Here is a 24,098-nt window from a genome sequence, read left to right as displayed (position 1 = left end):
CCTTAATTTTCTAATTCAAACTTAAATTATGGAGACTAAACATTATAATGTATTTGTTATTGGTAGCGGTATTGCAGGCCAAACAGCAGCAAAAGCTTGTATCGCAGCAGGATTAACAGTGGCTATTTCAGATAAACGCGAATATGGAGGCACTTGTGCAACACGAGGTTGCGATCCAAAAAAAATACTAATGCAATTTGCAGATTTAGTGCAGCACTCCAATCAACTCAAAGGTTTTGGAATTAAAAAGTCACCTAAAATTAATTGGAAAGCTGTTCAGAAATTTAAAACGTCTTTCACTAAACCTGTACCATCTTCAACCGAAAATAACTTAACGGATTTAGGCATTGATTTATATCATCAATCCCCAAAATTCATTAGTAAAAATGAAATTACAGTTGAAGGTAAAACCATTTCTGCAGATAAATTTGTAATCGCAACAGGTTATGTCCCGCGACCATTAGAGCTTAAAGGTTCGGACTTATTAAAGACCAGTGATGATATTCTCAATTTGAAAAAAATTCCGAAATCAGCCATATTTATTGGTTCAGGTTATGTTGGAATGGAATTTTGTTATATGCTTTCAACATTAGGATGTGACGTTACTATGATTGAAGTTGGTGATAGTCCGTTAACACAGTTTGATTCGTTTTTGGTTGAAAAATTAACCAAGGTTTTAGAAAAGAATGGAGTTAAATTTATGTTTAACACAACACCGATCTCCATAGAAAAACTGAAGAAAAACTTAAAACTGACGTATGAAAAAGGCGGTAAAACAAAAACAATAAAAGCCAGAAAGATATTTAATACCGCAGGTCGTGTGCCAGCAGTAGAAAAATTAGATTTAGAAAATGCTGATATAAAAGCTGATGAATCTGGGGTTTTAGTCAATGATTTTATGCAAAGTATAAGCAACGAAAATGTGTATGCATGTGGAGACGTATCGAGTAAATCTTTACCATTAACACCCTTATCTGGATTACAAGGTTATATTGCAGGCCATAACATTATAAATGGTAATTCTAAGGAGTTTGAAAACCCATTAGTACCTTCTGTTGTTTTTACCAAACCGCAATTGGCGAGTGTAGGTTATTCTGAAGAAGAAGCTAAAAGCAGATACAAAAATGTGATCGTTTATAAAGGAGATACTTCGGATTGGTACAGTTCTAAAAAAGAAAATGCCGATGCTTACGCTTATAAAATTATTGTTAATGAGCGTACTCAAAAAATTGTGGGTGCCAATTTATTAAGTTCTCAAGCGAATGAAACGATTAATATTTTGACTCTAGCCATGAATGAAGGTTTAACAATTCGTGATTTTAAAAAGCAGATATTTACATATCCATCTTATACGAATGATTTAAAGAGTATGTTGAAGGATGAGGATTAAAAAATGAAAGAATTACTCCATAATATCAGTCAATGTACCATTTGTAAATCACATTTACCTTTAGGGCCGAGACCTGTAGCAACGGCAAACCCAAAATCTAAAATTGTTATTATTGGTCAGGCTCCAGGAACAAAAGTGCATCAATCTGGAATTCCGTGGGACGACCAAAGCGGAAAAAAACTAAGACAATGGCTTAATGTCACTGATGAACAATTCTATAACTCCGAGAATTTTGCGATTATACCAATGGGATTTTGCTATCCCGGAAAAGCAAAAACAGGAGATTTGCCACCAAGGTCAGAATGCGCACCACAATGGCATCAGCAATTATTAGATAAAATGCCGAATGTAGAATTGATTATTTTAATTGGTGCATATGCACAGCAATATTATTTAAAAGAAAGAGCTAAACGAACCTTGACAGAAACAATAGGAGATTATAAAGAGTATTTACCAACCTATTTTCCAATTCCGCATCCATCACCAACGAATCGGTTTTGGCGAAGTAAGAATCCTTGGTTTGAGGAGTTGGTGGTGCCTGAACTAGAGAAACAAGTAAAAAACATACTCAAGGAATAGATGATGCTAAAACCTAATTAAAATATGCAGCGTATTTCATACCTTCTTCAGGATTAGCTTTAAGATTCACACGTTTTATTTCTTTTCCGTTGTCATTTAATTCTATAATATACATCGTATCATTTTCTTCTTCTCTTTGTAAATAAATCTTAGTACTTCCATCTTCATTATAAAATTTTACAGTTTCATAGCTGTCATAATTAGAGGATACCATTTCAGAATAAATTTTCCCTTCAACAATTCTTTGGGTTATAGTTCTACCGTCTTTTATAAAACTTTGAGAGGCAATATTACCTAATACATCAAAATGTTGTGTTTCTATAGATTTACCATCTTCAATTTTCGATTCTGATAATACTTTCCCACTATTAAAATATGTGTATTTACCCCCTACTAATATGTCATTATCATAAGTGCTTTTACTATTTAAAACACCATTAGGATAATACATTAGTTCATCACCATGTCTTTTCCCTTTAGAATATTTGGTATGAGAAAACATTTCACCGTTCGGATGAAACACAATATAATCGCCATTTAATAACCCACCATCAAATTCAAATTCCTCCCATTTAGACATTTTATTTCCAACAACATAGTAGCCATCCATAAACTTCTTAGTCTTGTTAAGCCTATAATAATCTAATCCATTATAATTATTAATAGTATAAGCATGCCTTTCTATAAAAGTAAAAGAATCATCATTCTTATCCTTTTCAGAAGATTTACACCTAGAAAATAACAACACAGTTACTAAGATTAGAAACGTGAATTTTAATAGCTTCATAAAAGATTTTGTTTTAATTAATACCAAGACCCATCATGCTTCCCAACTTCATAACCATGCTTCCCTAAATACTTATTTCCACTTTCTACAGCGCCTTCTTCAATATCAGTACCCATAGAATCATTCCAGCGGTTTAAGTATCCAAAAAGAGAAATGACGCCTAACATTTCTACAATTTCTCCCTCGTCCCAATGTTGATATAAACGTCCTTTTATTTCCGAATCCACAGCATTTGGCACTTGTGAAGATGCTAAACTAAAATCGAGTGCAGCACGTTCTGCATCAGAAAAAGCAGTATGCGTTTTATATTCCCAAATATTATCTAATTGTTCTTGTTCTGCTCCATAGCGTTCTGCTGCTCTAATGGCGTGTGCTTGGCAATAACGACAACCTGTAGCATTACTACTCACCCAAGCAATCATACGTTTTAAAGCTGAGGTTACTTTGCCTTCATTGGCCATAACGGCTTTATTTAAGTTGATGAATGCTTTGCTTATTGCTGGTCTACGTTGCATGGTTAGAACCGAATTTGGACAAAACCCAAGCGTTTCATTAAAAAATTCAGCTAATTCTTTGGTTTCTAAATCATGGTCCGCAGACAATGGTGTTACTAATGCCATAGTTATTTTTTTAGTAGTATTTTTGATTGTACAAGATACTAGTTCTAATTTTTAAACTAAAAAAAATGGCAGATAAAATAACAACACATTGGAAAGGAAACATGGTCTTTGAATCCGATAATCCAAGATGGCCATCAATTATGATGGATGCTTCAGAAGATTTTGGAGGTACCAACTCAGGAATGGCTCCTAAGGCTATGATGTTATCGTCACTAGCTGGTTGTTCTGGCTTAGATGTGATTTCTACTTTAGATAAAATGAAAGTTGAAATTGATGATTTTAAAATGGATGTTTCAGGCGAATTAACCGATGAGCATCCTAAATATTACCACACTGTGGTAGTGGATTATCATTTTTATGGTGCGGATTTAAATCAAAAAAAATGCGAACGTGCTGTAAATTTATCTGTTGATAAATATTGTGGAGTCATGGAAATGTTTCGTCGTTTTGCAACTGTTAAAACTAATATTTATTTTCACGAAAGCACAAAGTAATAATCGCGATATAAGAAATTATGCGTTGGACATTAAAACCAAAACCAGAACCATTAAAAGTTGAAGAACTAAAAAAAGCACTTCAAGTAGACGATATTGTTGCCACATTATTATTGCAAAGAGGCATCGATACTTATGACGCTGCCAAAACATTTTTCAGGCCAAGTTTTAGCGAGCTTCATGATCCATTCTTAATGAAAGATATGGATAAAGCGGTTGCTAGAATCGAAAAAGCGATTGAGCAAGGCGAAAACATTATGGTTTATGGCGATTATGATGTTGATGGCACAACATCTGTGGCTTTAATGTCATCCTATTTAAAAACAAGAACGGATTCTGTTGCCACGTACATTCCAGATCGTTATGATGAAGGTTATGGTATATCGTATAAAGGAATAGACTTTGCAGACGATAATGATATTTCACTAATTATAGCGCTCGATTGTGGTATAAAAGCCATTGATAAAGTCACTTATGCTAAAGAAAAAGGCATCGATTTTATAATCTGTGACCACCACAGACCAGGAGCTGAAATTCCAGATGCGGTTGCTGTTTTAGACCCTAAACGCGACGATTGCGATTACCCATTTAAAGAACTTTGTGGTTGTGGTGTGGGCTTTAAACTAATTACTGCTTTGGCATCTAACCAAGGGCAAACCGTAGAAGATTTAACCGAATATCTCGATTTGGTAGCTACTGCCATTGGTGCAGATATTGTACCCATTGTAGATGAAAATAGAGCCTTGGCTTATATGGGTTTAAACATTATAAATACCAACCCAAGACCTGGAATGAAAGCGATTATCGCTGAGGTTAAAAAGGACATTCTTACTATAACAGATGTGGTTTTTATTATCGCACCTCGAATTAATGCCGCCGGGCGAATGAAACATGGTAACCACGCCGTAACGCTTTTAACCGAAACCGATTTTAACCTTGCTGCAAAATATGCCGTAGATATTGATGAGTTTAACACAGACCGTCGCGAAACCGATAAACGCATTACACAAGAAGCTTTAGTTCAAATTGAAGAGAATAACGAGCAAGAAGGATTTACCACAGTTGTTTATGACGAATCATGGCACAAAGGAGTGATTGGTATTGTAGCATCACGCTTAATAGAAACCTATTACAGACCCACGCTTGTTTTCACCAAAAGTGGAGATAAATTAGCGGCTTCGGCACGTTCCGTTTCAGGTTTTGATGTGTATAATGCATTGGAAGCCTGTTCAGAACATATTGAACAATTTGGAGGTCATAAATATGCTGCAGGTTTAACTTTAGATCCAAAAAATTACGACGCCTTTAAAGCTAAGTTTGAAAGTGTAGTTAAGGAAACCATTGACCCAAAATTGTTAACACCAGAGCTTAAAGTTGATTTAGAAATAGAACTTGGTCAAATCAATGATAAACTGATGAGAATCCTAAAACAATTTGCACCATTTGGCCCTGGGAATATGTCACCAACGTTTATGTCTCAAAATATAAAAGATACAGGCTGGGGAAAATGTGTTGGTGAAGATGATAAGCACATTAGATTAACAGTGACGCAATCCTTCAATGATAAAATTGTCTGTATTGGTTTTGGCTTAGGCGATAAAATAGATATTATTAAAAGCAAAAGACCATTTAGTGCTGCCTATGCTATTGATGAAAATCATTGGAATGGCAAAGTCAGTTTACAGTTGAAATTGAAGGATATAAAAGAATAAAACTGATAACTCTTCTTGATTGTATATGAAACAACCAGTCGTATTGCTCTTCTTTCTTTGTGGCTTTATTTCAAATAGTCAAAACCTAATTTTAAATCCAAGTTTTGAACACTTCTATGATTGCCCTAGAGATATGAGCTTATTTCATAGGAATGTAAAAGACTGGACGATTCCCAATAATGGCACAACGGATTATTTTAATTCGTGTAGCGAGAAAATGAGTTTCCAAAACTTCAATGGTTATCAAAAAGCCAGAACCGGAAATGGTTATGCTGGTATATATGCGTATTTCAAGAAAGACTATAGAGAATATGTTCAAGGCACATTAAAAACTACCTTAGAGCGAGGGAAGAAATATCAAGTTAAATTCTATATCAGTTTAGCGGAAAACTCAAGATATGCCCTCAAAGAATTGGGGATTATGATGACGTCTGAGAAATTCAATGCATCCAAAAGTAAAACGAATATCAATGCAAGACACTTTGCAAAACGAATTCCTAATTTAACATTTCGACCAACGTTCAGCAAAGAATTCTACGATAATGATAAAGACTGGATGGAGGTTTCCTTTCTATATACCGCAAATGGTTTTGAAAATTATTTTGCTATAGGAAATTTTAATACGAATGCCGACACTAAAAAAAGTAAAGCTAGACAAACTAAATATGAATCGTTTTCCTATTACTATATCGATGACGTTTCCATTGAACCCTTAGAAAAAGAAGAAGAGAACATCAAAAAAGAAACCCTTAAAACGCTTGAAGAACCCACCATTAAAACTAATGAGATTTACACCTTTAAAAATGTATTATTCGATTTTGATAAAGCCGAATTGTTAGCTGTTTCAAAAGAAGAACTCAATCAACTTTACAAACATTTAGAAACTAATTTTACATTAAAAGTTGAAATCTATGGTCATACCGATTCCATAGGATTAGAAGCTAGAAACCAAGAATTATCAGAACAACGTGCCAAAGCGGTTTTAGATTATTTAATTGAAAAAGGATTGAATGCAACTAGAATTAAATCATTTGGTTTTGGAAGTACGCAACCTATTTCAGATAATGACACAGAAGAAGGACGCCAATTAAATCGACGTGTTGCTTTTAAGTTGATTTAAAACTAAATAAAACCTTTGCTTATTATACATTTGTATTGAATCAATTATAGACCTACTAGGTCTCGTAACTTAAATCATCTTGGCTAAAAACGATCCATACGCGGCATTAAGAATCAAGGAATTCAACATCTTTTTATTGGTGCGTTTTGCATTGGTTTTTGGTTGGTCTATGCAATTTATTGTCATCGAATGGCAAGTGTATGCCTTAACTAATGATAAATTAAGTCTAGGCATTATTGGGCTTTGTGAATTTTTACCCGCATTTTTATTCGCCCCTTTTGCAGGCCATATTGTTGACAAAAAAGAAAAACGAAACTTGTTTACACTTTGCATTGCCTTATTCTCATTAATCAGTTTTGGCTTGTTTTGGCTCACTTCAGAAGCTATTGAAAGTTCTTGGACTGTCAACTATATTCTATATGGCATATATAGTTTAGTGTTTTTTGGTGGTGTTTTAAGAGCTTTTTTTGGACCTACTATTTTCTCGCTTATAGCCTTAATTGTACCTAAAAAAATATACCCAAATGCAGCCACATGGAGTAGTAGTACCTGGAAAGGGGCTAATGTATTTGGTGCACTTTGTGGCGGATTTTTAATCGCATGGATTGGTGTGCATTATACGCTTGGAATTATATTTTCTCTCGTGATGTTAGCATTAATATTAGTCTTTGGAATAAATAAGAAACCTGTTCTCAATAAAAAAACGAATGAATCGGTGATGGACAGTTTAAAAGTTGGACTACGATTTGTGTTTAACGATAAGGTTATTTTAGGAGCACTAACCCTAGATATGATTGCTGTTTTATTTGGTGGCGCTGTGGCCATATTTGCTGTATTTGCTAAAGATGTTTTAGATGCAGGTCCAAGAGGCTTCGGTTTTCTAAATGCAGCGTTGTCTTCTGGAAGTATTATTACTATGGTGGCAACTACCTATTTACCAATCACAAAAAACACTGGAAAAAAACTACTAATTTCAGTCTTTGGCTTTGGAATATGTATGATTATTTTTGGAGCTTCTAAGTTGTTATGGCTGAGTCTGGTTGCTTTATTTTTATCTGGTGTGTTTGATGGTGTGTCTATGGTAATTCGTCAAACCATTCTTCAGCTTAAGACTCCAGATGATATGAGAGGAAGAGTTGGTGCCGTTAACTCTATGTTTGTTGGGTCTTCTAATGAGCTTGGAGCGCTTGAAAGTGGAGTCGCTGCAAAACTATTTGGAGCACCATTGGCTGTAATACTTGGAGGTACCGTAACACTTATCACGGTGACAACAATGCATTTTAAAAACAAATCATTACGTGAACTAGATCTCACTAAAGATATTGAAGAACACGAAAAAGATGGAGTATAAAATCACTTTTAAGGCTTATCATTTTTATTACTTTTGCCAGCAAAATATTTAAACATTTCATTTAGCATGATTCTAAAACTGCTTAAAATAGCTTTAGAAAAAGACATCGTCATCTCTTCAATTAAAGTCGCTATAGTGGTTGGTTGTATTTTAAATATTATCAACCAAGGAGACCTTTTATATCATTTGAATTTTGAAAAGGTAAATTGGGTAAAGCTTGGCTTATGTTTTGTAGTGCCGTATTCTGTATCTACTTACGCTTCTGTTAAAGTAAAAACAGGACGACATTAATAGGTTTTCAGTTCAAAATTTTCACCGTCAAAAACTCCATAGGTATAATACTGAATCCAGTCGCCTAAATTAATGTACTTAGACGTTTCATTTAAGTCAATTTCTAAAGGCAAATGTCTATGACCAAATACAAAATAATCTCGGTGTTTATCTTCGAGTTTACGTTTGCAATATACCGCTAACCATTCATTGTCTTCTCCTAAAAATTTTGCATCATCATCGCCTGAAATCATTTTGTTTTTTACAGACATATATTGTCCGATTTTAACTCCAATATCAGGATGCATCCATTTGAATAACCATTGAAAAAAGGGACTCGTAAACACTTTTTTCATGCGTTTATAGCCTTTATCTCCAGGTCCTAAACCATCACCATGACCAATAAAGACAGAGGTGTCATTAAACGTGAATTCTTCAGGCTTATGATAAACAGGAATACCTAATTCTTCTTCAAAATAGCCATTCATCCATAAATCGTGGTTACCCACAAAATAATGAATCGGAATTCCGGAATCACTAATTTCTGCTAGTTTCCCTAAAGTTCTTGTAAAACCTTTAGGTACTACGGTTTTATATTCGAACCAAAAATCGAAGAGATCTCCCATCAAAAAAATAGCAGCAGCATCATGTTTGATCTCATCTAACCAAGCAACGAATTTTTTTTCTCGAGGTCGAGAGGCTTCACTTGTAGGTGCTCCTAAATGATTATCTGATGCAAAATAGATTTTTTTTCCGTCGGCAATATGTATGTGGTTCGGTTTACTCATTATCACTAGCATACCATTCAGCAAAAGAAGAAGTGGTTTCTGAAAGCCTTAAAGAATGTAATTTTATCGTTTCTGGTAAACGTTGCTTTATTTTTTCAGCAAAATCAATCACCATCATTTCACTTGTTGGCTGATAATCTACTAGCAATACGTTGTGATCTCTAGCTTCTAATTCTCTAGCTAATTCAACGTGTGGTGTGTTTTTATTAAAAACAGTAGCATGGTCAAAAACATCTACAATTTCTTCTTTTACTATTTTCTTTAAATCACCAAAATCGATGACCATTCCAAATTTCACGTTAGTAGAATCTGAAATTGGTATGCCAATTACAGTAACAAAAAGGTGGTAACTATGACCGTGAACATTTTTACACTTTCCGTCGTAACCGTATAATGCGTGACCTGTTTCAAAAGAAAATTGTTTTGTAATGCGAATTTTACTCATGCGATTTTAAATTATAGTGCAAAGATATTATAAATGTAAAAGGAATGGCTTTTTAGATTACATTTGCGCACTTTTTTTAAATTTTTAAAAAATAATGAAAGGATTGAATTTCTTTAAAAGTCACGGTGAGTAGCCTTTTCGAAGCTATTCCGTTTGTTGAAAATCCGCTTTACGAGCGTGTTATTTCAGACATTTCATCGCAAAAATATAGTATTGTTGATGATTTTTTTTCAGAAGATGAGGTTGTTGCTTTACGGCATTCATTGCTTTTAAAGTATGAAGAAGATGCGTTTAAAAAATCGGCTATTGGGAATAAAACCAATGTGCTTGTTAAAAAAGCAGTACGCGGAGATATTATTCTTTGGATAGATGAAAACGTTATCAATTCTGCAGAGCAATTATTCTTCAATAAAATCAATGACTTAAAAGATTACCTCAATCGCACCTGTTTTCTTGGTATTAATCAGAAGGAATTCCATTATGCCATTTATCCTAAGGACACCTATTACAAACGTCATTTAGACACGTTTCAGAATGATGATCGACGTAAATTATCTTTTGTTTGTTATTTAAATAGTGAAGACTGGAAACCTGAAAACGGAGGTGAATTAGTCCTTTATTTAGACGGTGAAGACAAGGTTATTTATCCTTTTCCTGGCAAAGTTGTTATTTTTGAAAGCCAAGAATTAGAGCATGAAGTAAAACCCGTAAATACACAGCGATTGAGTATTACAGGTTGGTTAAAAACGCGGTAAATCTATATTAACGTCTTTTATATTTGTTGTAGAAAAATACAATTACAAGTACTAATCCTAATATAAGGAATAAGCCGTTTCCGCCTAAAAAGCCAAGAATATCCATACTATTCGTCTTTATATCTGTTTTTGTTATATCTATAAATCGCAAAAGCGATGAGAACTAAAACCACAAAAGGTAAGAGTGTACCAATAAACACGCCAACACCATAACTGCTGTCTGGTGCATTTTTAAGTTTTTCGTCTATATTACCGTCTTGTAGTATTGTTATTAATAAGCTCATTATAGAAATTGAATTAATAATCAAATTTAAGTGTTTTGCGCTAGAGGAATAAATGTTTTTCTAAATTTTATAATTAATGGTAAGCCTCGAGCAATCATCCACAATGTAAAGGCGATAAAAATACCATAGAGTTTATAATCTAGGCGATCTACCCAAAATATAACAGGAACAAAAATTACAATTGTAGAAAATAACAAAACGTTTCTAAGATACTTCATCTTGCCTAGCCCTTTAAAAACACCATCAAAAATAAAAGCTAGAGCACATAAAGGTTGCATGGCTAAAACAATCCAAAACACGCTGTAGAATTCCGTTAATACTGCTTCATCATTACTAAATAGATTGCCTAAAGGATAATAGAATACAGCACCAATGACGCCAATAAAAAGCCCGACGACAATGCCATATTTAATCAGTTTATTACTTAATTCTAAAAGGTTTTTATAATCTTTTGCTCCAAATAATTTTCCTGATAAAATATTACCCGCACTTGCGTAGCCATCAATAAGAAAAGCCCCTAAAAACCATAAATTAATAGCAATGGTATAAGCCGCAATGTAGCTTTCACCATATTTTGTGGCAAAACTCGTTCCAAAATACAAGGCAATATTTAAGGCAATCGTTCTTATGAATAAATTGAGAATCATTAACGCGAAACGTTTCATTTCAGGATTAAAAGGCAATTTTGCGATTAACGGAATATCTGTTTTTTTAAGTAAAAAATAAGCCGAAAGTAAAGCCATAATTAATTGCGCAATAACACTGGCATATGCAGCACCTTTGATATGCATGGCAGGAATAAAACCGTTAATACCATAGACAAGCACAACGTCGAGAATAATATTGGCCAATGCACCAGAAATAGCAATTAGCATAGGGAAATAGGTGTTTTGAAGTCCTCTAAAGGTTCCAAAAACAGCGATGGTAAACAAAGTAAAGGGAAATCCAAAAACCCGAATTTGATAATAGTCTACACTATAATTTAGAATGTCGCCCGAGGCATTGTAAAGTTTAAAAATAGGCGAAGCTAAGGGATAGGTAATAGCTATAATTACAAGACTGAGTGTTGTAATTACAAAAATAGCTTGGGCTGGTAAATTCTTCACGGTTTCCACATTTCCGGCACCTAAGTATTGCGAAATAATTGAAGAAATAGCACTTCGAGTTTGACCTAAGACCCAAACTAGCATGGATAAAAATGTCGTTACAATACCAACTGCCGCCAAAGATGTTGTGGCATTCTGTTCCATATTACCAATGATTGCAGCATCAGTTAAAGATAAAATAGGTTCAGACACTCCCGCAATTAAAGCAGGAATCGCCAATTTGTTAATTTGTTTTAAAGTTATAGCTGTACTCACAATACTTGTTCGTAACAATGAAAAGGAAATTCACTTTGCTTTGGAAAGTAAATATCTCCTAATCGTTTATAACCGCGAAGTTCGTAAAACTTTTGGTTTCTTTTGTTCTTCGAAAAGGTATCTAATCGAATAGAACTATAGTTGTTATCAATAGCAAATTGCTCTGCAAAATGCATCAATTGTTGTGCATAACCTTTGCCTTGTAATTGAGGGTGAACAGCTAAACGATGAATATAAATGTTGTTTTCATTTTTAGTCAACCACTCAATAGGTATATACTCTGAATCCATAAGTGTCGAAATCACAATGCAACCTTTAATGCCGTCATCTAACTCTAAAACATAAAGCTCGTTACGCTTTATATCATTTTGAAAAGCAGATTTATTTGGATAATCGTCATTCCATTGAAAAACTCCATTAGAAATCATGAATTTAGCACAAGATTTTGTGACTTTTAAAATTGATTGAATATCTCTTTCTTCTGCTAAACGAATCATTATATTGCTTACTTTTACTTTTTTAAAAAAATAATTTGGGGATGTAGCTCAGTTGGCTAGAGTGCTTGACTGGCAGTCAAGAGGTCGTCGGTTCGAGCCCGATCTTCTCCACAAAAAGCATGCTTAAGGCATGCTTTTTTTTTATATTATAAACTGAATAGCCGTTTCGACAACAGTTTTTAATTCCTCAGAAAGTTCACTTTTACTCCAAGGGTGTTTTGTATTAAACACATGATCTGCATTTTCAATAACCTTTAGTTGACTCTTAGGATTCCATTGCTGTAACGCTTCTGCTTCACTGATATTTACAGAATTATCGTTATCACCATGAATAATGAGCATTGGGATGTCTATTTGTGTTGTCGCGGCTTTGATATCAAGCTTCGCTTTATGAGTTTCAAAATCTTCAAAGAATTGGTAATAATGCGGCATTTGTTGTTTCGTTCTACCATTCTCTACGTATTTAACACCGTCTTCTTTCCATGTTTTAAGTGCTTCTTCAGAGCCAAACCGACTCGCAAAATCACTTACACTAGCCAAAGTAATCAGTTTAGTGATTCGTTGATCTTCCGAAGATTTTAGTAGCGCAATACCTCCGCCGCGACTATGACCAATTAAGCAAATAGTGTTGGTGTCTATTTTTGAATTCGATTTGAAATGATTTTGAGACCAAGTTATAACCGCATCTAAATCGTCTAGTTCTTTCGTGTAATTATTATTTCCAAATGCTTCCAAATCAGGAAAATCAATAGGATTTTCCATAGTGCCACCATTATGTGAAAAATTGAATTTTATAAAACAAAATCCAGCATTGGCAAATGCTTCTGCCATAAGGTCCCATGCTCCCCAATCTTTAAACCCTTTATAGCCATGACAGAATATGATTATAGGTTGATTCGTTTTATCTTCAGAATAAAAGGCATCAATTAAAATCGGTTTTTTACCGTCTCTTTCTAAAATTATGTTTTTATCAATTATCATTAGTCCAGTTCCTTTTCAGTGAAATTAAGCTTTGGATTACATATTTCTGTAATGAGTTTTTTAAGTTCTATTTCAAAATTATCTAAGGTTTCATTCGTAATTAATTGGTCTTTTGACCTGGCATGAGACGACGCTTTTTTTCCGAACTTCAATAAGCCTTCACTTAAGTTTTTAAATGAAATAATTCCAGCTTCAATTGGTAATTCTATTAAGTTTTGTTGTCGCATCATGTACGCATAACACAAAATCTGAAACGATTTACTGTACTTATCGTAATCTGACGTCAAGTCTTCCCAATTAACGATTTCAACTTTATTTTGTTCCACCTTACCCGATTTATAATCTATAACTCTAGTCATGCCATTAAAGCTATCAATTCTATCTACTTTTCCTTTAAGTTTAATAGGGAAATCGAGACCCTCAATTTTAATATCAATGGCTTCATCAGCTTCAATCGAAAGGATTTTAATTTCATTTCCTTGTTTAAGGCTCTCTAATTCTAAATTTAAAAAATTTGAAATGTAACGTTGGGCAATTTCAAAAATGATAAGGTTTTTACCTTGAGAAAAACCACCTTTGTTGTAGAGTTCTTCAAAATGTTTAGTTACCATTTTCTTAGTACGACTTTTAAAATCTTTAAGATGCTGAATAGTTAAAATAGAGCCTTCTAAGGGTTTATAAAAATCTTCAAGTGAATTGTGAATAACAGAACCTAAAGTATTCGCTGCGATGTTTTCCTCAACCTCATCAAATTCTTTAATTCCTAAAATTTTGTCGTAATAAAAATCCATAGGATTTCTAATATAGCTTGTTAATGACGACGGAGAGTAGCCTTTACCAGACACTACTTTTATTTGTTCAATTACTGAAGGCGTTTTTACTATTTCGATTAGTTTCTGTTCTATTATCGGAACATCCGGTGATATAATTGTGTTCTTTATATCATGAATGCCTTCCACTTCTAACTGTGTTAAAAATCTACTTTTTTCACCGCCTTTTAATGCATCAATTTCCGTGTTGTATAAAATGTAAACGTTTTTAGCACGTTGTAAAAGTCGGTAAAAGTGATAGGTGTAAACCGCATCCTTTTCTTTAAAGGTTGGTAGTTTATTTTCAATTTTTACATCGAAAGGGATAAAGGAATTATTTGTTTTTCCGGAAGGAAGAATACCTTCATTTACAGAACTTATAATCACGGTTTCAAAATCTAAAACACGAGACTCTAACATCCCCATAATTTGAAGTCCTTCTAATGGTTCTCCTTTAAAGTCTAGAGTTTCTGAGCTTAGTAGTTCTTTGTAAATTGATTGTAATGCAACTATGGACTTCAGATATTTAAAGTTCGTATCTAATTCCGAGAGTTGATTGAATAAAGTATTAAAGCGATATAAATATTCTAATTCTAAACTGTGATTCTGTTTATCGCTTTCAAAATTTACTTTCATTTTTAAAATCAGTTCAGAACAATATTTTAACGCAATTTCAGGATGATCATCCCAAGATTTAAAAAGTAAAGCTACGAGTTCTTTATGTGACCTAGCGAGTTGTTTAAGCTCATCTACAGTAATGTAAACTGTATTGTTTTTTTGAATATGAGCAACAACGTCGTTTGAAATATTACCAGATTCCGTTTCAAACAAAGGATAAACAGAAGGATGAGATAATAAACCTATAACATCCTTATAATAAAACTGCTTCGGATTGTTTTTATGAACGTTAAATAGTTGCTCAAAAAAAGACGCCAAAGGGACATATTGTAATGGTAAACCCATCGTAACATTCAGTTTGGTTATGTTTTTAGGAATTGAGTTTAATACCGGAAGTAATAATTGTTCTTCACCCAAAACGACCGCAATAGTAGATAAATTAGTCTCCTTTTCTGTTAGTTCCTCTAGCAATTGACCAATATATTTAGCTTGGCCAACCAATTTAGGAATACCTATTGCTCGAATATTCTTTGGTTCATTATAATAATTAGTAACCCAATTAAAAGGTTGTGTTTCAAAATAGTTCCATTGTTTTCTATGCTGCCTCGTAAATAAACCAGCATCATGTACAGAGTCATCAATAAATGCTTTATCTATATCCCAGTAAATATGAGCCAAATCATTTTTCAGTAAACCTTGAATAATTTGAGATTCAGCAGTATTCAAAGCATTAAATCCTAAAAAGATATGGATCTTTCCATTACAATTTTCCATATAAGACTCTAGATTATCTACGGCTTCCCTATAAATTAAACCTTGATAGCCTTGCTTAGACTGAATCAAATTATCAGTAAACGCTTTGTAATAATTTTTAAGCTGTTTCCAGAACTTTAAATGATTTTTAATAAGATCCGTTTGATTGGGATCTAGCGACCAATGATGAATCTCTTTTATAGCATTTAAGTAATCAAAGATGTGTTCTTGTGGTATGAGATAACGATCAATTTCGTTGAAGTCTTGTAACAAGATTTGAGCCCATTTAGAAAACGATTCAAAAGACTCTTGTTCTTCGTCTGTTGTTAAGGCTTTATAAGTTTCATAAAGTCTAAATAGTAAATCTGTGTTTGGTAGGTTTTGTAAACCAGATAATTCTTCTACAAATTCTTCACTACTGAGTATTTGAGGAGCAAATATGGGTTGCTTGATTAATGTAGAGAGGTGGTGTTTAAGAAAAACACCAGCACGTTTACTAGGTAGAATGAAATATAAATCTTCTAGATTTAAGTGTTTCTTTTGAAGATCTACGAGAACCGATTTTATAAAACTTATCATTCTATAAAAATAAAAAACGCCCCGAATATCGGGGCGTTTTTTTAATATATTTTAGATGTGATTAGTTTTTCAACTTCACCTCTACACGTCTGTTTTCTTTTTTACCAGCACTTGTACTGTTGCTAGCGATAGGATTAGACTCACCGAAACCAGCAGCAGTTAATCTATCAGCACTAATACCATTAGCGATTAAATAATCTCTAACTGCATTTGCACGTCTTTCAGATAATGCTTGGTTCATAGATTTAGAACCATCAGAATCAGTATGTCCTTCTAAAGAGAAGTTAGCTTTTGGATAATCTTTAAAGATTGCTACCATTGACTGTAATACTTTATCAGTTTGTTTTTGGAAAGTTGCTTTACCTGAATTAAATAAGATAGATCTTGAATATTCATTTAAAGTATCCATTACTTCTTCAGTTGGCTTAATTTCAGGACAACCGTTATTTGCAACAGTTCCAACTTCGTTAGGACATTTATCATCTTTGTCTAATACACCGTCACCGTCAGTATCTGGCCAAGGACATCCACTGTTTGCAGCAGGACCTGCTTCATTAGGACAGTTATCATCAGCATCAGAAACACCGTCACCATCAGCATCAGGACAACCAGCTAAAGTTTTTAATCCAGCAACATCTGGACACTTATCATCTTTATCCATTACACCGTCACCATCAGAATCAGGACAACCGTTAAATTCAGCTAAACCAGCAGTATTTGGACAATCATCTTTAGAATCTTGGATACCATCATTATCAGAATCTGGACAACCATTGAAGATCTCTAAACCAGCTTCTTCTGGACAAGCATCATCTTGATCGTATATACCATCTCCGTCTGTATCAGTACCACCAAACTTGAAAGTAAGACCAACTGAATGTTGGAAATGTTTTGGTAAGTAATCTTCGAAAGAATGCTTATAAGTAGATTGAATATCTAAACCTAATTTTTCTGAGAACCAAACTTTAAAACCTAAAGTTCCGTTTACAGTTCCAGCTCCGATTTCATCAACCCAAGTGTAACCACCACCAACACCTAAATAAGGGTCAATAGTTTTAGAATTGATTACATCCATAAAGCTATAAGAAACTCTACCATCTAAACCGTAATACGTTAAATCATCAACTTTGTTAGTTGATTCTTCACCTGTAATAGGATCGAAATTAGAACCAAATTTATCTATTCTGTTAATAGAACCTTTGGCAGTAAATGTAAAACCGTCACTAAGGTACTTCGAAACAGAAAGTGTTGAAATTGAAGGAAGAATGTTCCAATGATCAGATACATTGAAGTACTCATCAAAATATTCTCCTTGAGGTGTGTCTTCTCCTACTGGGTAAAAGTCAACTGCGTTGGCTCCAAAAGTAATGGCCCATGGATTGTTCTTGTCTTGTGCATTAGAAGTGCTAAAACTTGCGATAAGCACTGCGACAAAAAATAATCTGCTAAGATTTTTCATATTCTAATTAATTTAATTTTAAGTGTTAATTGTTGGCAAAAATAAGTTGTTAAACTGATTTAACAAAGACAAATATATAAAAATATTGGAAAATCGCCCTAAAACAGAGCGTTTGAGTTAAATTTATAACCATTTCAGATAACATTTAGTTCTTTTCCGACTTTAATAAAGGCAGCTATAGCTTTATCGAGTTGGCTTTTGTCATGAGCAGCAGAGAGTTGCACCCTAATTCTGGCCTTATCTTTTGGAACTACAGGGAAAAAGAATCCTATGACATAAATCCCTTCCTCTAAGAGCTTATTTGCCATGTTTTGAGATAGTTTGGCGTCATATAACATAACTGGAACGATGGCTGAGTCCCCATCCACAATATCAAAGCCGGCTTCTTTCATACCTTTTTTAAAATATTTTGTATTCCAATCTACTTTATCTCTTAATGTTGTATCGTTTTTAAGCATGTCAAAAACCTTTAGAGAAGCTCCAACAATTGCTGGTGCCAAAGAATTTGAAAACAAATAAGGTCTAGAACGTTGACGCAAAAGCTCAACAATTTCCTTTTTAGCTGTAGTATAACCACCCATTGCTCCACCTAATGCTTTTCCTAAAGTTCCGGTAATGATATCGATTCTACCTAAAACGCCTTTTTCTTCAAGAGTTCCAATACCTGTTTCACCAATAAATCCTGTAGCATGGCACTCATCAATCATAACCATAGCATCATATTTATCCGCTAAATCACAAATTTTATCTAAAGGAGCGACTAAGCCGTCCATAGAAAACACTCCATCAGTTACTATAATTTTGAATCGTGCTCCATTGGCATTTGCTTCAATTAATTGTGTTTCTAAATCTGCCATATCGTTATTTTGGTAACGATATCTTGCAGCTTTACATAATCGTACACCATCAATAATTGAGGCATGATTTAATGAGTCCGAAATAATAGCATCTTCCTTAGTTAACAAAGGTTCAAAAACACCACCATTCGCATCAAAAGCAGCTGCGTATAATATAGTATCTTCAGTACCATAGAAATCGGCAATTTTTTGTTCTAGTTCTTTATGAATATCTTGAGTTCCACAAATGAAACGTACTGAAGACATCCCAAAACCATGCGTATCCATAGTATCTTTTGCGGCCTGAATAACATCTGGATGCGATGATAAACCTAAATAATTATTCGCACAAAAATTTAAAACTTTTTGTCCAGTATTAAGGGTTATTTCAGCTCCTTGAGGGGATGTTATAATACGTTCTTCTTTAAAAAGACCTGCGTCTTTTATAGATTCTATTTCTTGTTGTAAATGTGTTTTTATGTCTCCGTACATACTAGTTTATTTTTGAAAGTTAAACAAAGATACTATGAAAAATTAGACTTCAAGAACTTCGATTGTATCATTTATATAAACCAGTAACTTATGAATTACCTTTACATCCATATCATTTAAAACAGCTTCATAATCGTTTAATTGTGCTCCATGAAACGCTTTAGCTTCCCCTGTTTTATAATCAATAATAATCGCTTCATTTTTTGAGTTTATATTCAGCCTATCTGGTCTTAAAAGCTGACCAGAACTAGTTATAATATCGCGTTCATTATAAATCTTGAAATCACTTGTATAATAAGTTTTTAACTTTGGATGCTCCAAAACATCTAGAACTAATACTTTTAGAGCATCTATGTTAGTTTTAGTGACATCTCCGGATATTAATAAATCATTAAACGCAAAATCAAGATCTTCACTCGTTTTAATTTTAGATAGTATTAAATGGACTAAATTTCCACGTTCAATTGCTGCTTCTTGTTGCGTATCCCACAGCAATCCAGATTTGGTTACTATGTTTAAATTATGAGCTTCTTTTGGTACCGAAATTAGCTTTAGAGGACTTGTTGTTATTTCCTTTTCTAAACTATTTTCATTTGGTTTCAATATCCCAAAACTATAATTAAGTTGGTCATCCGACCATTTATCTTGGTATTGTAAGAATTTTATAAACATACCAGCATAAGTATTCTCATTAACCACACCTTTAGAACTCATATCTTTTTTTGAAATGATATACAACTGCTCAACCGCTCTTGTTAAAACCACATAAAGCAAATTAATATTATCTAACTCTAATTGGGATTGATGTGTGTTGTAAATAAGTGTGCCTGTATCCCCAAAATTCTCTACATCTTTATTGTAATTAAGTAGTAAGGTGTCAAAGGTGTTATAATTTTCAGCCTCAACAGGAAACCAAACTTTTGGTTCTAATTCTCTATAAATATTAAGATCTGCATAAGGAAATATTACCACTGGAAATTCTAAACCCTTCGACTTATGAATCGTCATAATCTGAACGGCATTCATATTCTCTGGTGTCACAACGCTTAAATTATCTTCTTTCTTTTCAAAATAGTTGACAAAAGCGGCAACATCTGTATTTTGCTTTTGTGTGAATTCTAAAACAACGTCTAAATAAAATTGAAGATAGGCATCCGAAGTTTCATTAAGATTGAAGAGTCGTACTACGTGTTCTACTAATTCGTAAAGTGGTAATTGAAGACATTGGTTTTTATCTATATAAATATTCAGTTGTTTTAATTCTGAAAACATCGCGTCAAGATCTTCCCTTAAATAGGTAACAAAAAATTGGTGTTTATCTTCAATATGGTGTTGTTCTGCTAAATAAGAAAGCACCTCAACCTTTAGACTATCATTATTAGGTTGAATAAGCAGTTTTAAAAATGAATTAATAAAATTAACCTTATCCGAATTTTTCAAAAGCAAGGTTTCCGAAGACGTAATTTTAATACCATTTTCATTGAGATATTTTGCAATGACAACACCTTCTTTCCGTTTTCTGACTAAAACACAAATATCATCTAAGGGAAATCCATTGTTTTGACATTCTTTAATCGTTTGAAGAACTTGACTAGCATATAACTCGTGGCTATCATCGTCTTTCTGAATATCTAAAAAATTCAAATTCACATAACCCTCAGAACTATTATGCATTTTTTGGGTTGCCTTTTCATAAAGATCAGCATAAGCCGTTTCACTAAAAGCCGTTTTACTTAAAAATTCAAAAAACGAATTATTAAATTCAATAACTGCTTTAGAACTTCTATAATTACTATCTAAAGTCAAAACCTCAGCTTCTAGCTGAAACGGATTTTCAATTTTATTATAAAGCTTGATAAATTGTTCTGCTTCACCTCCTCTCCATCTGTAAATGGCTTGTTTAGCATCACCAACCAACATCGCAGTGCCATTAGCTGCTGATAGTGCATTTTCTAATAAGGGTACTAAATTTTCCCATTGCATTTTTGAGGTATCCTGAAATTCATCTATAAAATAATGCTTGAATTTTTCACCCAACCGTTCGTAAATAAAAGGCGTTGGTTGATTTTTAATTTCTTTACTAATAATGGTATTAAATTCTGAAATCAACATTTTATTCTGGTCGGCTTTTAAAGCATCTAATTCATTTTTAATGGCATTTAAAACCGACAATGGCGTGATATTTCTATAAAATCCTTTTTTGAGTTTTATGTCGAAAACAATTCTTTTAGAGTCCACAAAATATTGCGCTAATTGTGGTTGAATACTTTCTATGGTTGAAGCCACGATATCAGTAACACGTTTTGGATACATGGTGTTTCCTTCAATTAAATCGTTTTGCCAAGCCGAATCAAATCCAACGGAAAATTGACCAGTACTCAACTTCTCAAAATGTTTAGGTAGCGAACTTCTATTAAAATCATTAAATTCTAAACCAGATTCTTCAATTAAAGTTAAAGCTGTATTTGCGGTATTTATAATATTTTCTTCAAGCTCTAAGATTTCTTTAGACAACTGTTGTTTTAAAATCTTAAAATCGTCTAGTGTTTTATTTTTTAAAGTCTGAATGGCAAATAAGTCATTCTCATTCACTAATAATTTCGAAATCTTGTTAAAATCATAACTAATATCCCAACTTTTGTCGTCGTCTGCTTTTTCTATCGCAAAATCCACAAGGACTTTAGTTAAGGTTTTGTCACTTCCGGCTTTTGCAATCAAACTATCTACTGCTTCGTTAAGAAGTCTTTCTTGGTCGAGTTCGACTTCAAAATTTATAGGTAATTTTAAATCGTGTGCGAATGTTCTAATCACTCTATGTGTAAAACCATCAATGGTCGAAATATCAAAAGCACCATAATTATGAATGATATGTTTTAATATCCGTTTTGATTTTGTGTGAAGAACTTCTGGCTTAATTTCCAATTCATCACAGATGGCAACAAACATAGGATGCGGTTCTGTCAAACTCTTTTCCGCAGAAAAGGATTTTAACATATCTATAATACGCTCCTTCATTTCACCAACCGCTTTATTGGTAAAAGTGATTGCCAAAATAGATTTAAATTGATCTAAACTTTTAGATTGAATCAGTATTTTTAGATAGGCTTTAGCTAGTGTAAATGTTTTTCCACTGCCTGCAGAAGCGTTGTATATTTTGAAAGCTGAATTTTGCAAGAGATAATTTTTATACCAAAATAGGGAATCTTAATAGTTTATTAAGAGAAAATTACAGACAAAATTGTAAATTTGAGTTCAAAGAATTAAATAACTAATTAAAATCAGAAATATTATGGCTTTCGAACTACCGAAATTAAAATATGCTTACGATGCTTTAGAACCAAATATAGATGCTCGCACAATGGAGATTCATCATACTAAACATCACCAAGGCTACACAAACAATTTAAATGCAGCTATTGAAGGCACCGATTTAGAAGGAAAAACGATAGAGAACATCCTTATCAACCTTGATATGGATAATAAAGCGGTTAGAAATAATGGTGGTGGATTTTACAATCATTCATTATTTTGGGAGGTTATGAATCCTGAAGGAAAGGGTCGTTTATCTGGTGACTTAAAGGATGCTATTGAAGCAGAATTTGGATCTTTTGAGGCCTTTAAAGATGCTTTTTCTAAAGCAGCTGCTACACAATTTGGTTCTGGTTGGGCTTGGTTATGTGTACATGAAGGTGGAAAAGTTGAAGTATGTTCTACACCAAACCAAGATAACCCATTAATGCCTGGCGTAACTTGTGAAGGTACACCAATTTTAGGGTTAGACGTTTGGGAACACGCTTACTATTTAAACTACCAAAACAGAAGACCAGATTATATTAACGCATTCTTTGATGTGATTAACTGGAATGAAGTTGAGCGTCGTTACGCTGAAGCGAAATAAGCAAAAACTTATATATAAATTGAAAAATCTGAGCCTTGTGAAAGGCTTGGATTTTTTTGTTTTATAGTTATGTTAAAGTTCTAAAATCATCAGAACACCTCAACTATTTTAAAACTATTCTCTCTAAACACAACCTCATCACCAATAGTTTTAGACAGCAATAATTGTGCAATTGGTGTTGCTGCAGAAATAGCAAAATAAGACACATTGTCTATGGTGATTTCGCCAGCACTTATGGCTATAAAGTAGTTGGATTGTGTTGTTTTAACAACGCTGCCTAGAGCGACTTTATGGTGTTTTAATTCCAAATTTATTTTATGAAGTATGTGTTGCTGTTTTTCTATTTCAGCCAATTGATGACCTGCTTTTTCGCGTTCTAATTGCAACATCGCTCTTCCGGTTTCATGCTTGTCACCTGCACTACTTTTAGTTTCTGATTGCAATGAATTTTGAATATCTAAAATGGTATTTTTAACCATTAATAAACGGTCGTCTATAAACTTTAAACAAGATTTATATAGCGCTTCTTTTATATTCATTTCTACTTATTTAAGTCAAATTCCCCATAGAATCTCATCTGTTTTACAATCCACTCTTTTCGTTTTTGAATATAAGTAGATGCGGGGTTTGCACGATATTTCCTTGGGTTTGGTAAAATTGAAACTATCGCAGCGGCTTCATATGCCGTTAAATTTGCGCTCGACTTTTTAAACCAATGTTGGGATGCGGCTTCAACACCGTAAACACCTGGTCCCATTTCAATACTGTTTAAATACACTTCGAGAATACGCTCTTTACTCCAGATTGTTTCAATTAAAAACGTAAAATAAACCTCTAAGCCTTTTCGCAACCAACTGCGATTTGGCCATAAAAACACATTTTTAGCTGTTTGTTGACTTATGGTACTGCCACCTCTAATACGTTTGCCTTCCCTATTGTGTTCATACGCTTTTTCAATAGCTTCAATGTCAAAACCATTATGCTCCAAAAATTTTTGATCTTCACTGCAAATAACCGCTAATTGCATGTTTTTGGAGATGTTATCTATTGAAACCCAATCATGTTTCCATGTTTTTGATTCCTCAGTACTTTCAAAATAGCGAATACCCATTAAGGGTGTCATGGGAACTGGAACATACTTAAATAGCACCACTAAACCAACTGAAAGTATAATACTCCAAATAAATAATTTACCAATAAACCGAAACAATCTCTTCATT

General features: G+C 33.5%; 23 protein-coding genes and 1 tRNA gene. 10 read left to right on the top strand and 14 right to left on the bottom strand.

Features of this window, described 5'->3' with window-relative positions:
- Positions 1–28 precede the first annotated feature (28 nt).
- On the top strand, positions 29–1,390 hold the full coding sequence (locus BLT80_RS03085; RefSeq protein ID WP_092466114.1) for a dihydrolipoyl dehydrogenase family protein: 1,362 nt from the start codon (positions 29–31) through the stop codon (positions 1,388–1,390).
- Between the two features lie 3 nt (positions 1,391–1,393).
- Complete coding sequence (locus tag BLT80_RS03080; RefSeq protein WP_092466113.1) at positions 1,394–1,969, top strand: uracil-DNA glycosylase family protein; 576 nt, start codon at positions 1,394–1,396, stop codon at positions 1,967–1,969.
- Between the two features lie 13 nt (positions 1,970–1,982).
- Here BLT80_RS03080 and BLT80_RS03075 read toward each other — a convergent pair whose 3' ends face one another.
- Together BLT80_RS03075 and BLT80_RS03070 are read right to left on the bottom strand one after the other, a co-directional pair.
- Complete coding sequence (locus tag BLT80_RS03075) at positions 1,983–2,756, bottom strand: toxin-antitoxin system YwqK family antitoxin (protein WP_139181005.1); 774 nt, start codon at positions 2,754–2,756, stop codon at positions 1,983–1,985.
- 17 nt (positions 2,757–2,773) lie between these two features.
- Positions 2,774–3,376, bottom strand: coding sequence for a carboxymuconolactone decarboxylase family protein (locus tag BLT80_RS03070; RefSeq protein WP_092466111.1), 603 nt, complete (start codon positions 3,374–3,376; stop codon positions 2,774–2,776).
- 65 nt (positions 3,377–3,441) lie between these two features.
- On the opposite strand from BLT80_RS03070, the gene BLT80_RS03065 reads away from it, so the two are divergent.
- From BLT80_RS03065 to nrtS, 5 genes are all read left to right on the top strand, one after another.
- The gene (locus BLT80_RS03065; RefSeq protein ID WP_092466110.1) at positions 3,442–3,870 is read left to right on the top strand and encodes an OsmC family protein; all 429 of its coding nucleotides are present in this window, start codon (positions 3,442–3,444) and stop codon (positions 3,868–3,870) included.
- A 20-nt stretch (positions 3,871–3,890) separates the two neighbouring features.
- Positions 3,891–5,582: a single-stranded-DNA-specific exonuclease RecJ gene (gene recJ, locus BLT80_RS03060; RefSeq protein WP_092466109.1), complete on the top strand. Its 1,692-nt coding sequence runs from the start codon at positions 3,891–3,893 to the stop codon at positions 5,580–5,582.
- Positions 5,583–5,607: 25 nt separating this feature from the next.
- Positions 5,608–6,702, top strand: coding sequence for an OmpA family protein (locus BLT80_RS03055; RefSeq protein ID WP_092466108.1), 1,095 nt, complete (start codon positions 5,608–5,610; stop codon positions 6,700–6,702).
- Between the two features lie 79 nt (positions 6,703–6,781).
- Positions 6,782–8,053, top strand: coding sequence for an MFS transporter (locus BLT80_RS03050; RefSeq protein ID WP_092466107.1), 1,272 nt, complete (start codon positions 6,782–6,784; stop codon positions 8,051–8,053).
- Between the two features lie 66 nt (positions 8,054–8,119).
- A complete protein-coding gene (gene nrtS, locus BLT80_RS03045) occupies positions 8,120–8,344 on the top strand; it encodes a nitrate/nitrite transporter NrtS (protein WP_092466106.1) in 225 nt (74 codons plus the stop codon).
- Here nrtS and BLT80_RS03040 read toward each other — a convergent pair.
- Positions 8,341–9,093 (bottom strand): UDP-2,3-diacylglucosamine diphosphatase, encoded by a 753-nt coding sequence (locus BLT80_RS03040; RefSeq protein ID WP_092466868.1) that lies wholly within the window; start codon positions 9,091–9,093, stop codon positions 8,341–8,343. The genes nrtS and BLT80_RS03040 overlap by 4 nt on opposite strands.
- 10 nt (positions 9,094–9,103) lie before the next feature.
- Positions 9,104–9,556: a 6-pyruvoyl trahydropterin synthase family protein gene (locus BLT80_RS03035; RefSeq protein ID WP_092466105.1), complete on the bottom strand. Its 453-nt coding sequence runs from the start codon at positions 9,554–9,556 to the stop codon at positions 9,104–9,106.
- A 125-nt stretch (positions 9,557–9,681) separates the two neighbouring features.
- Between BLT80_RS03035 and BLT80_RS03030 the strand changes: the two genes are divergently transcribed.
- The gene (locus BLT80_RS03030) at positions 9,682–10,311 is read left to right on the top strand and encodes a 2OG-Fe(II) oxygenase (protein ID WP_092466104.1); all 630 of its coding nucleotides are present in this window, start codon (positions 9,682–9,684) and stop codon (positions 10,309–10,311) included.
- Between the two features lie 107 nt (positions 10,312–10,418).
- On the opposite strand, the gene BLT80_RS19990 is transcribed toward BLT80_RS03030, so the two are convergent.
- Genes BLT80_RS19990 through BLT80_RS03020 form a run of 3 tightly spaced genes read right to left on the bottom strand, consistent with a single transcriptional unit; the run spans position 10,419 to position 12,453 of the window.
- A complete protein-coding gene (locus BLT80_RS19990; protein WP_175455539.1) occupies positions 10,419–10,595 on the bottom strand; it encodes a hypothetical protein in 177 nt (58 codons plus the stop codon).
- Between the two features lie 26 nt (positions 10,596–10,621).
- On the bottom strand, positions 10,622–11,956 hold the full coding sequence (locus BLT80_RS03025; protein ID WP_092466103.1) for an MATE family efflux transporter: 1,335 nt from the start codon (positions 11,954–11,956) through the stop codon (positions 10,622–10,624).
- The gene (locus tag BLT80_RS03020; protein WP_092466102.1) at positions 11,953–12,453 is read right to left on the bottom strand and encodes a GNAT family N-acetyltransferase; all 501 of its coding nucleotides are present in this window, start codon (positions 12,451–12,453) and stop codon (positions 11,953–11,955) included. The genes BLT80_RS03025 and BLT80_RS03020 overlap by 4 nt, the downstream gene beginning before the upstream one ends.
- 37 nt (positions 12,454–12,490) lie before the next feature.
- Between BLT80_RS03020 and BLT80_RS03015 the strand changes: the two genes are divergently transcribed.
- Positions 12,491–12,564 (top strand) — tRNA-Ala (locus BLT80_RS03015).
- 30 nt (positions 12,565–12,594) lie between these two features.
- Here the strand turns inward: BLT80_RS03015 and BLT80_RS03010 are convergent.
- The 5 genes from BLT80_RS03010 to BLT80_RS02990 form a co-directional block, all read right to left on the bottom strand.
- Complete coding sequence (locus tag BLT80_RS03010; protein ID WP_092466101.1) at positions 12,595–13,434, bottom strand: alpha/beta hydrolase family protein; 840 nt, start codon at positions 13,432–13,434, stop codon at positions 12,595–12,597.
- Entirely contained in the window at positions 13,434–16,193 is a 2,760-nt protein-coding gene (locus BLT80_RS03005) for a PD-(D/E)XK nuclease family protein (RefSeq protein WP_092466100.1), read from the bottom strand. Before BLT80_RS03005 ends, BLT80_RS03010 begins: the two co-directional genes overlap by 1 nt.
- A 61-nt stretch (positions 16,194–16,254) precedes the next feature.
- Positions 16,255–17,652: an OmpA family protein gene (locus BLT80_RS03000; protein WP_092466099.1), complete on the bottom strand. Its 1,398-nt coding sequence runs from the start codon at positions 17,650–17,652 to the stop codon at positions 16,255–16,257.
- 134 nt (positions 17,653–17,786) lie between these two features.
- Positions 17,787–18,980, bottom strand: coding sequence for a glycine C-acetyltransferase (gene kbl / locus BLT80_RS02995; RefSeq protein WP_092466098.1), 1,194 nt, complete (start codon positions 18,978–18,980; stop codon positions 17,787–17,789).
- A gap of 42 nt (positions 18,981–19,022) precedes the next feature.
- Complete coding sequence (locus tag BLT80_RS02990) at positions 19,023–22,154, bottom strand: UvrD-helicase domain-containing protein (RefSeq protein WP_092466097.1); 3,132 nt, start codon at positions 22,152–22,154, stop codon at positions 19,023–19,025.
- A gap of 115 nt (positions 22,155–22,269) precedes the next feature.
- Between BLT80_RS02990 and BLT80_RS02985 the strand changes: the two genes are divergently transcribed.
- Complete coding sequence (locus BLT80_RS02985; protein ID WP_092466096.1) at positions 22,270–22,878, top strand: superoxide dismutase; 609 nt, start codon at positions 22,270–22,272, stop codon at positions 22,876–22,878.
- Between the two features lie 89 nt (positions 22,879–22,967).
- On the opposite strand, the gene BLT80_RS02980 is transcribed toward BLT80_RS02985, so the two are convergent.
- Both BLT80_RS02980 and mtgA read right to left on the bottom strand, forming a co-directional pair.
- A complete protein-coding gene (locus BLT80_RS02980) occupies positions 22,968–23,417 on the bottom strand; it encodes a 3-oxoacyl-ACP synthase (RefSeq protein WP_092466095.1) in 450 nt (149 codons plus the stop codon).
- Positions 23,418–23,419: 2 nt separating this feature from the next.
- The gene (mtgA, locus tag BLT80_RS02975; RefSeq protein ID WP_092466094.1) at positions 23,420–24,097 is read right to left on the bottom strand and encodes a monofunctional biosynthetic peptidoglycan transglycosylase; all 678 of its coding nucleotides are present in this window, start codon (positions 24,095–24,097) and stop codon (positions 23,420–23,422) included.
- Position 24,098 lies beyond the last annotated feature (1 nt).

Source organism: Winogradskyella thalassocola, from assembly GCF_900099995.1.
GTDB lineage: Bacteria > Bacteroidota > Bacteroidia > Flavobacteriales > Flavobacteriaceae > Winogradskyella > Winogradskyella thalassocola.
This window is presented reverse-complemented; position numbering and strand designations above follow the sequence as displayed.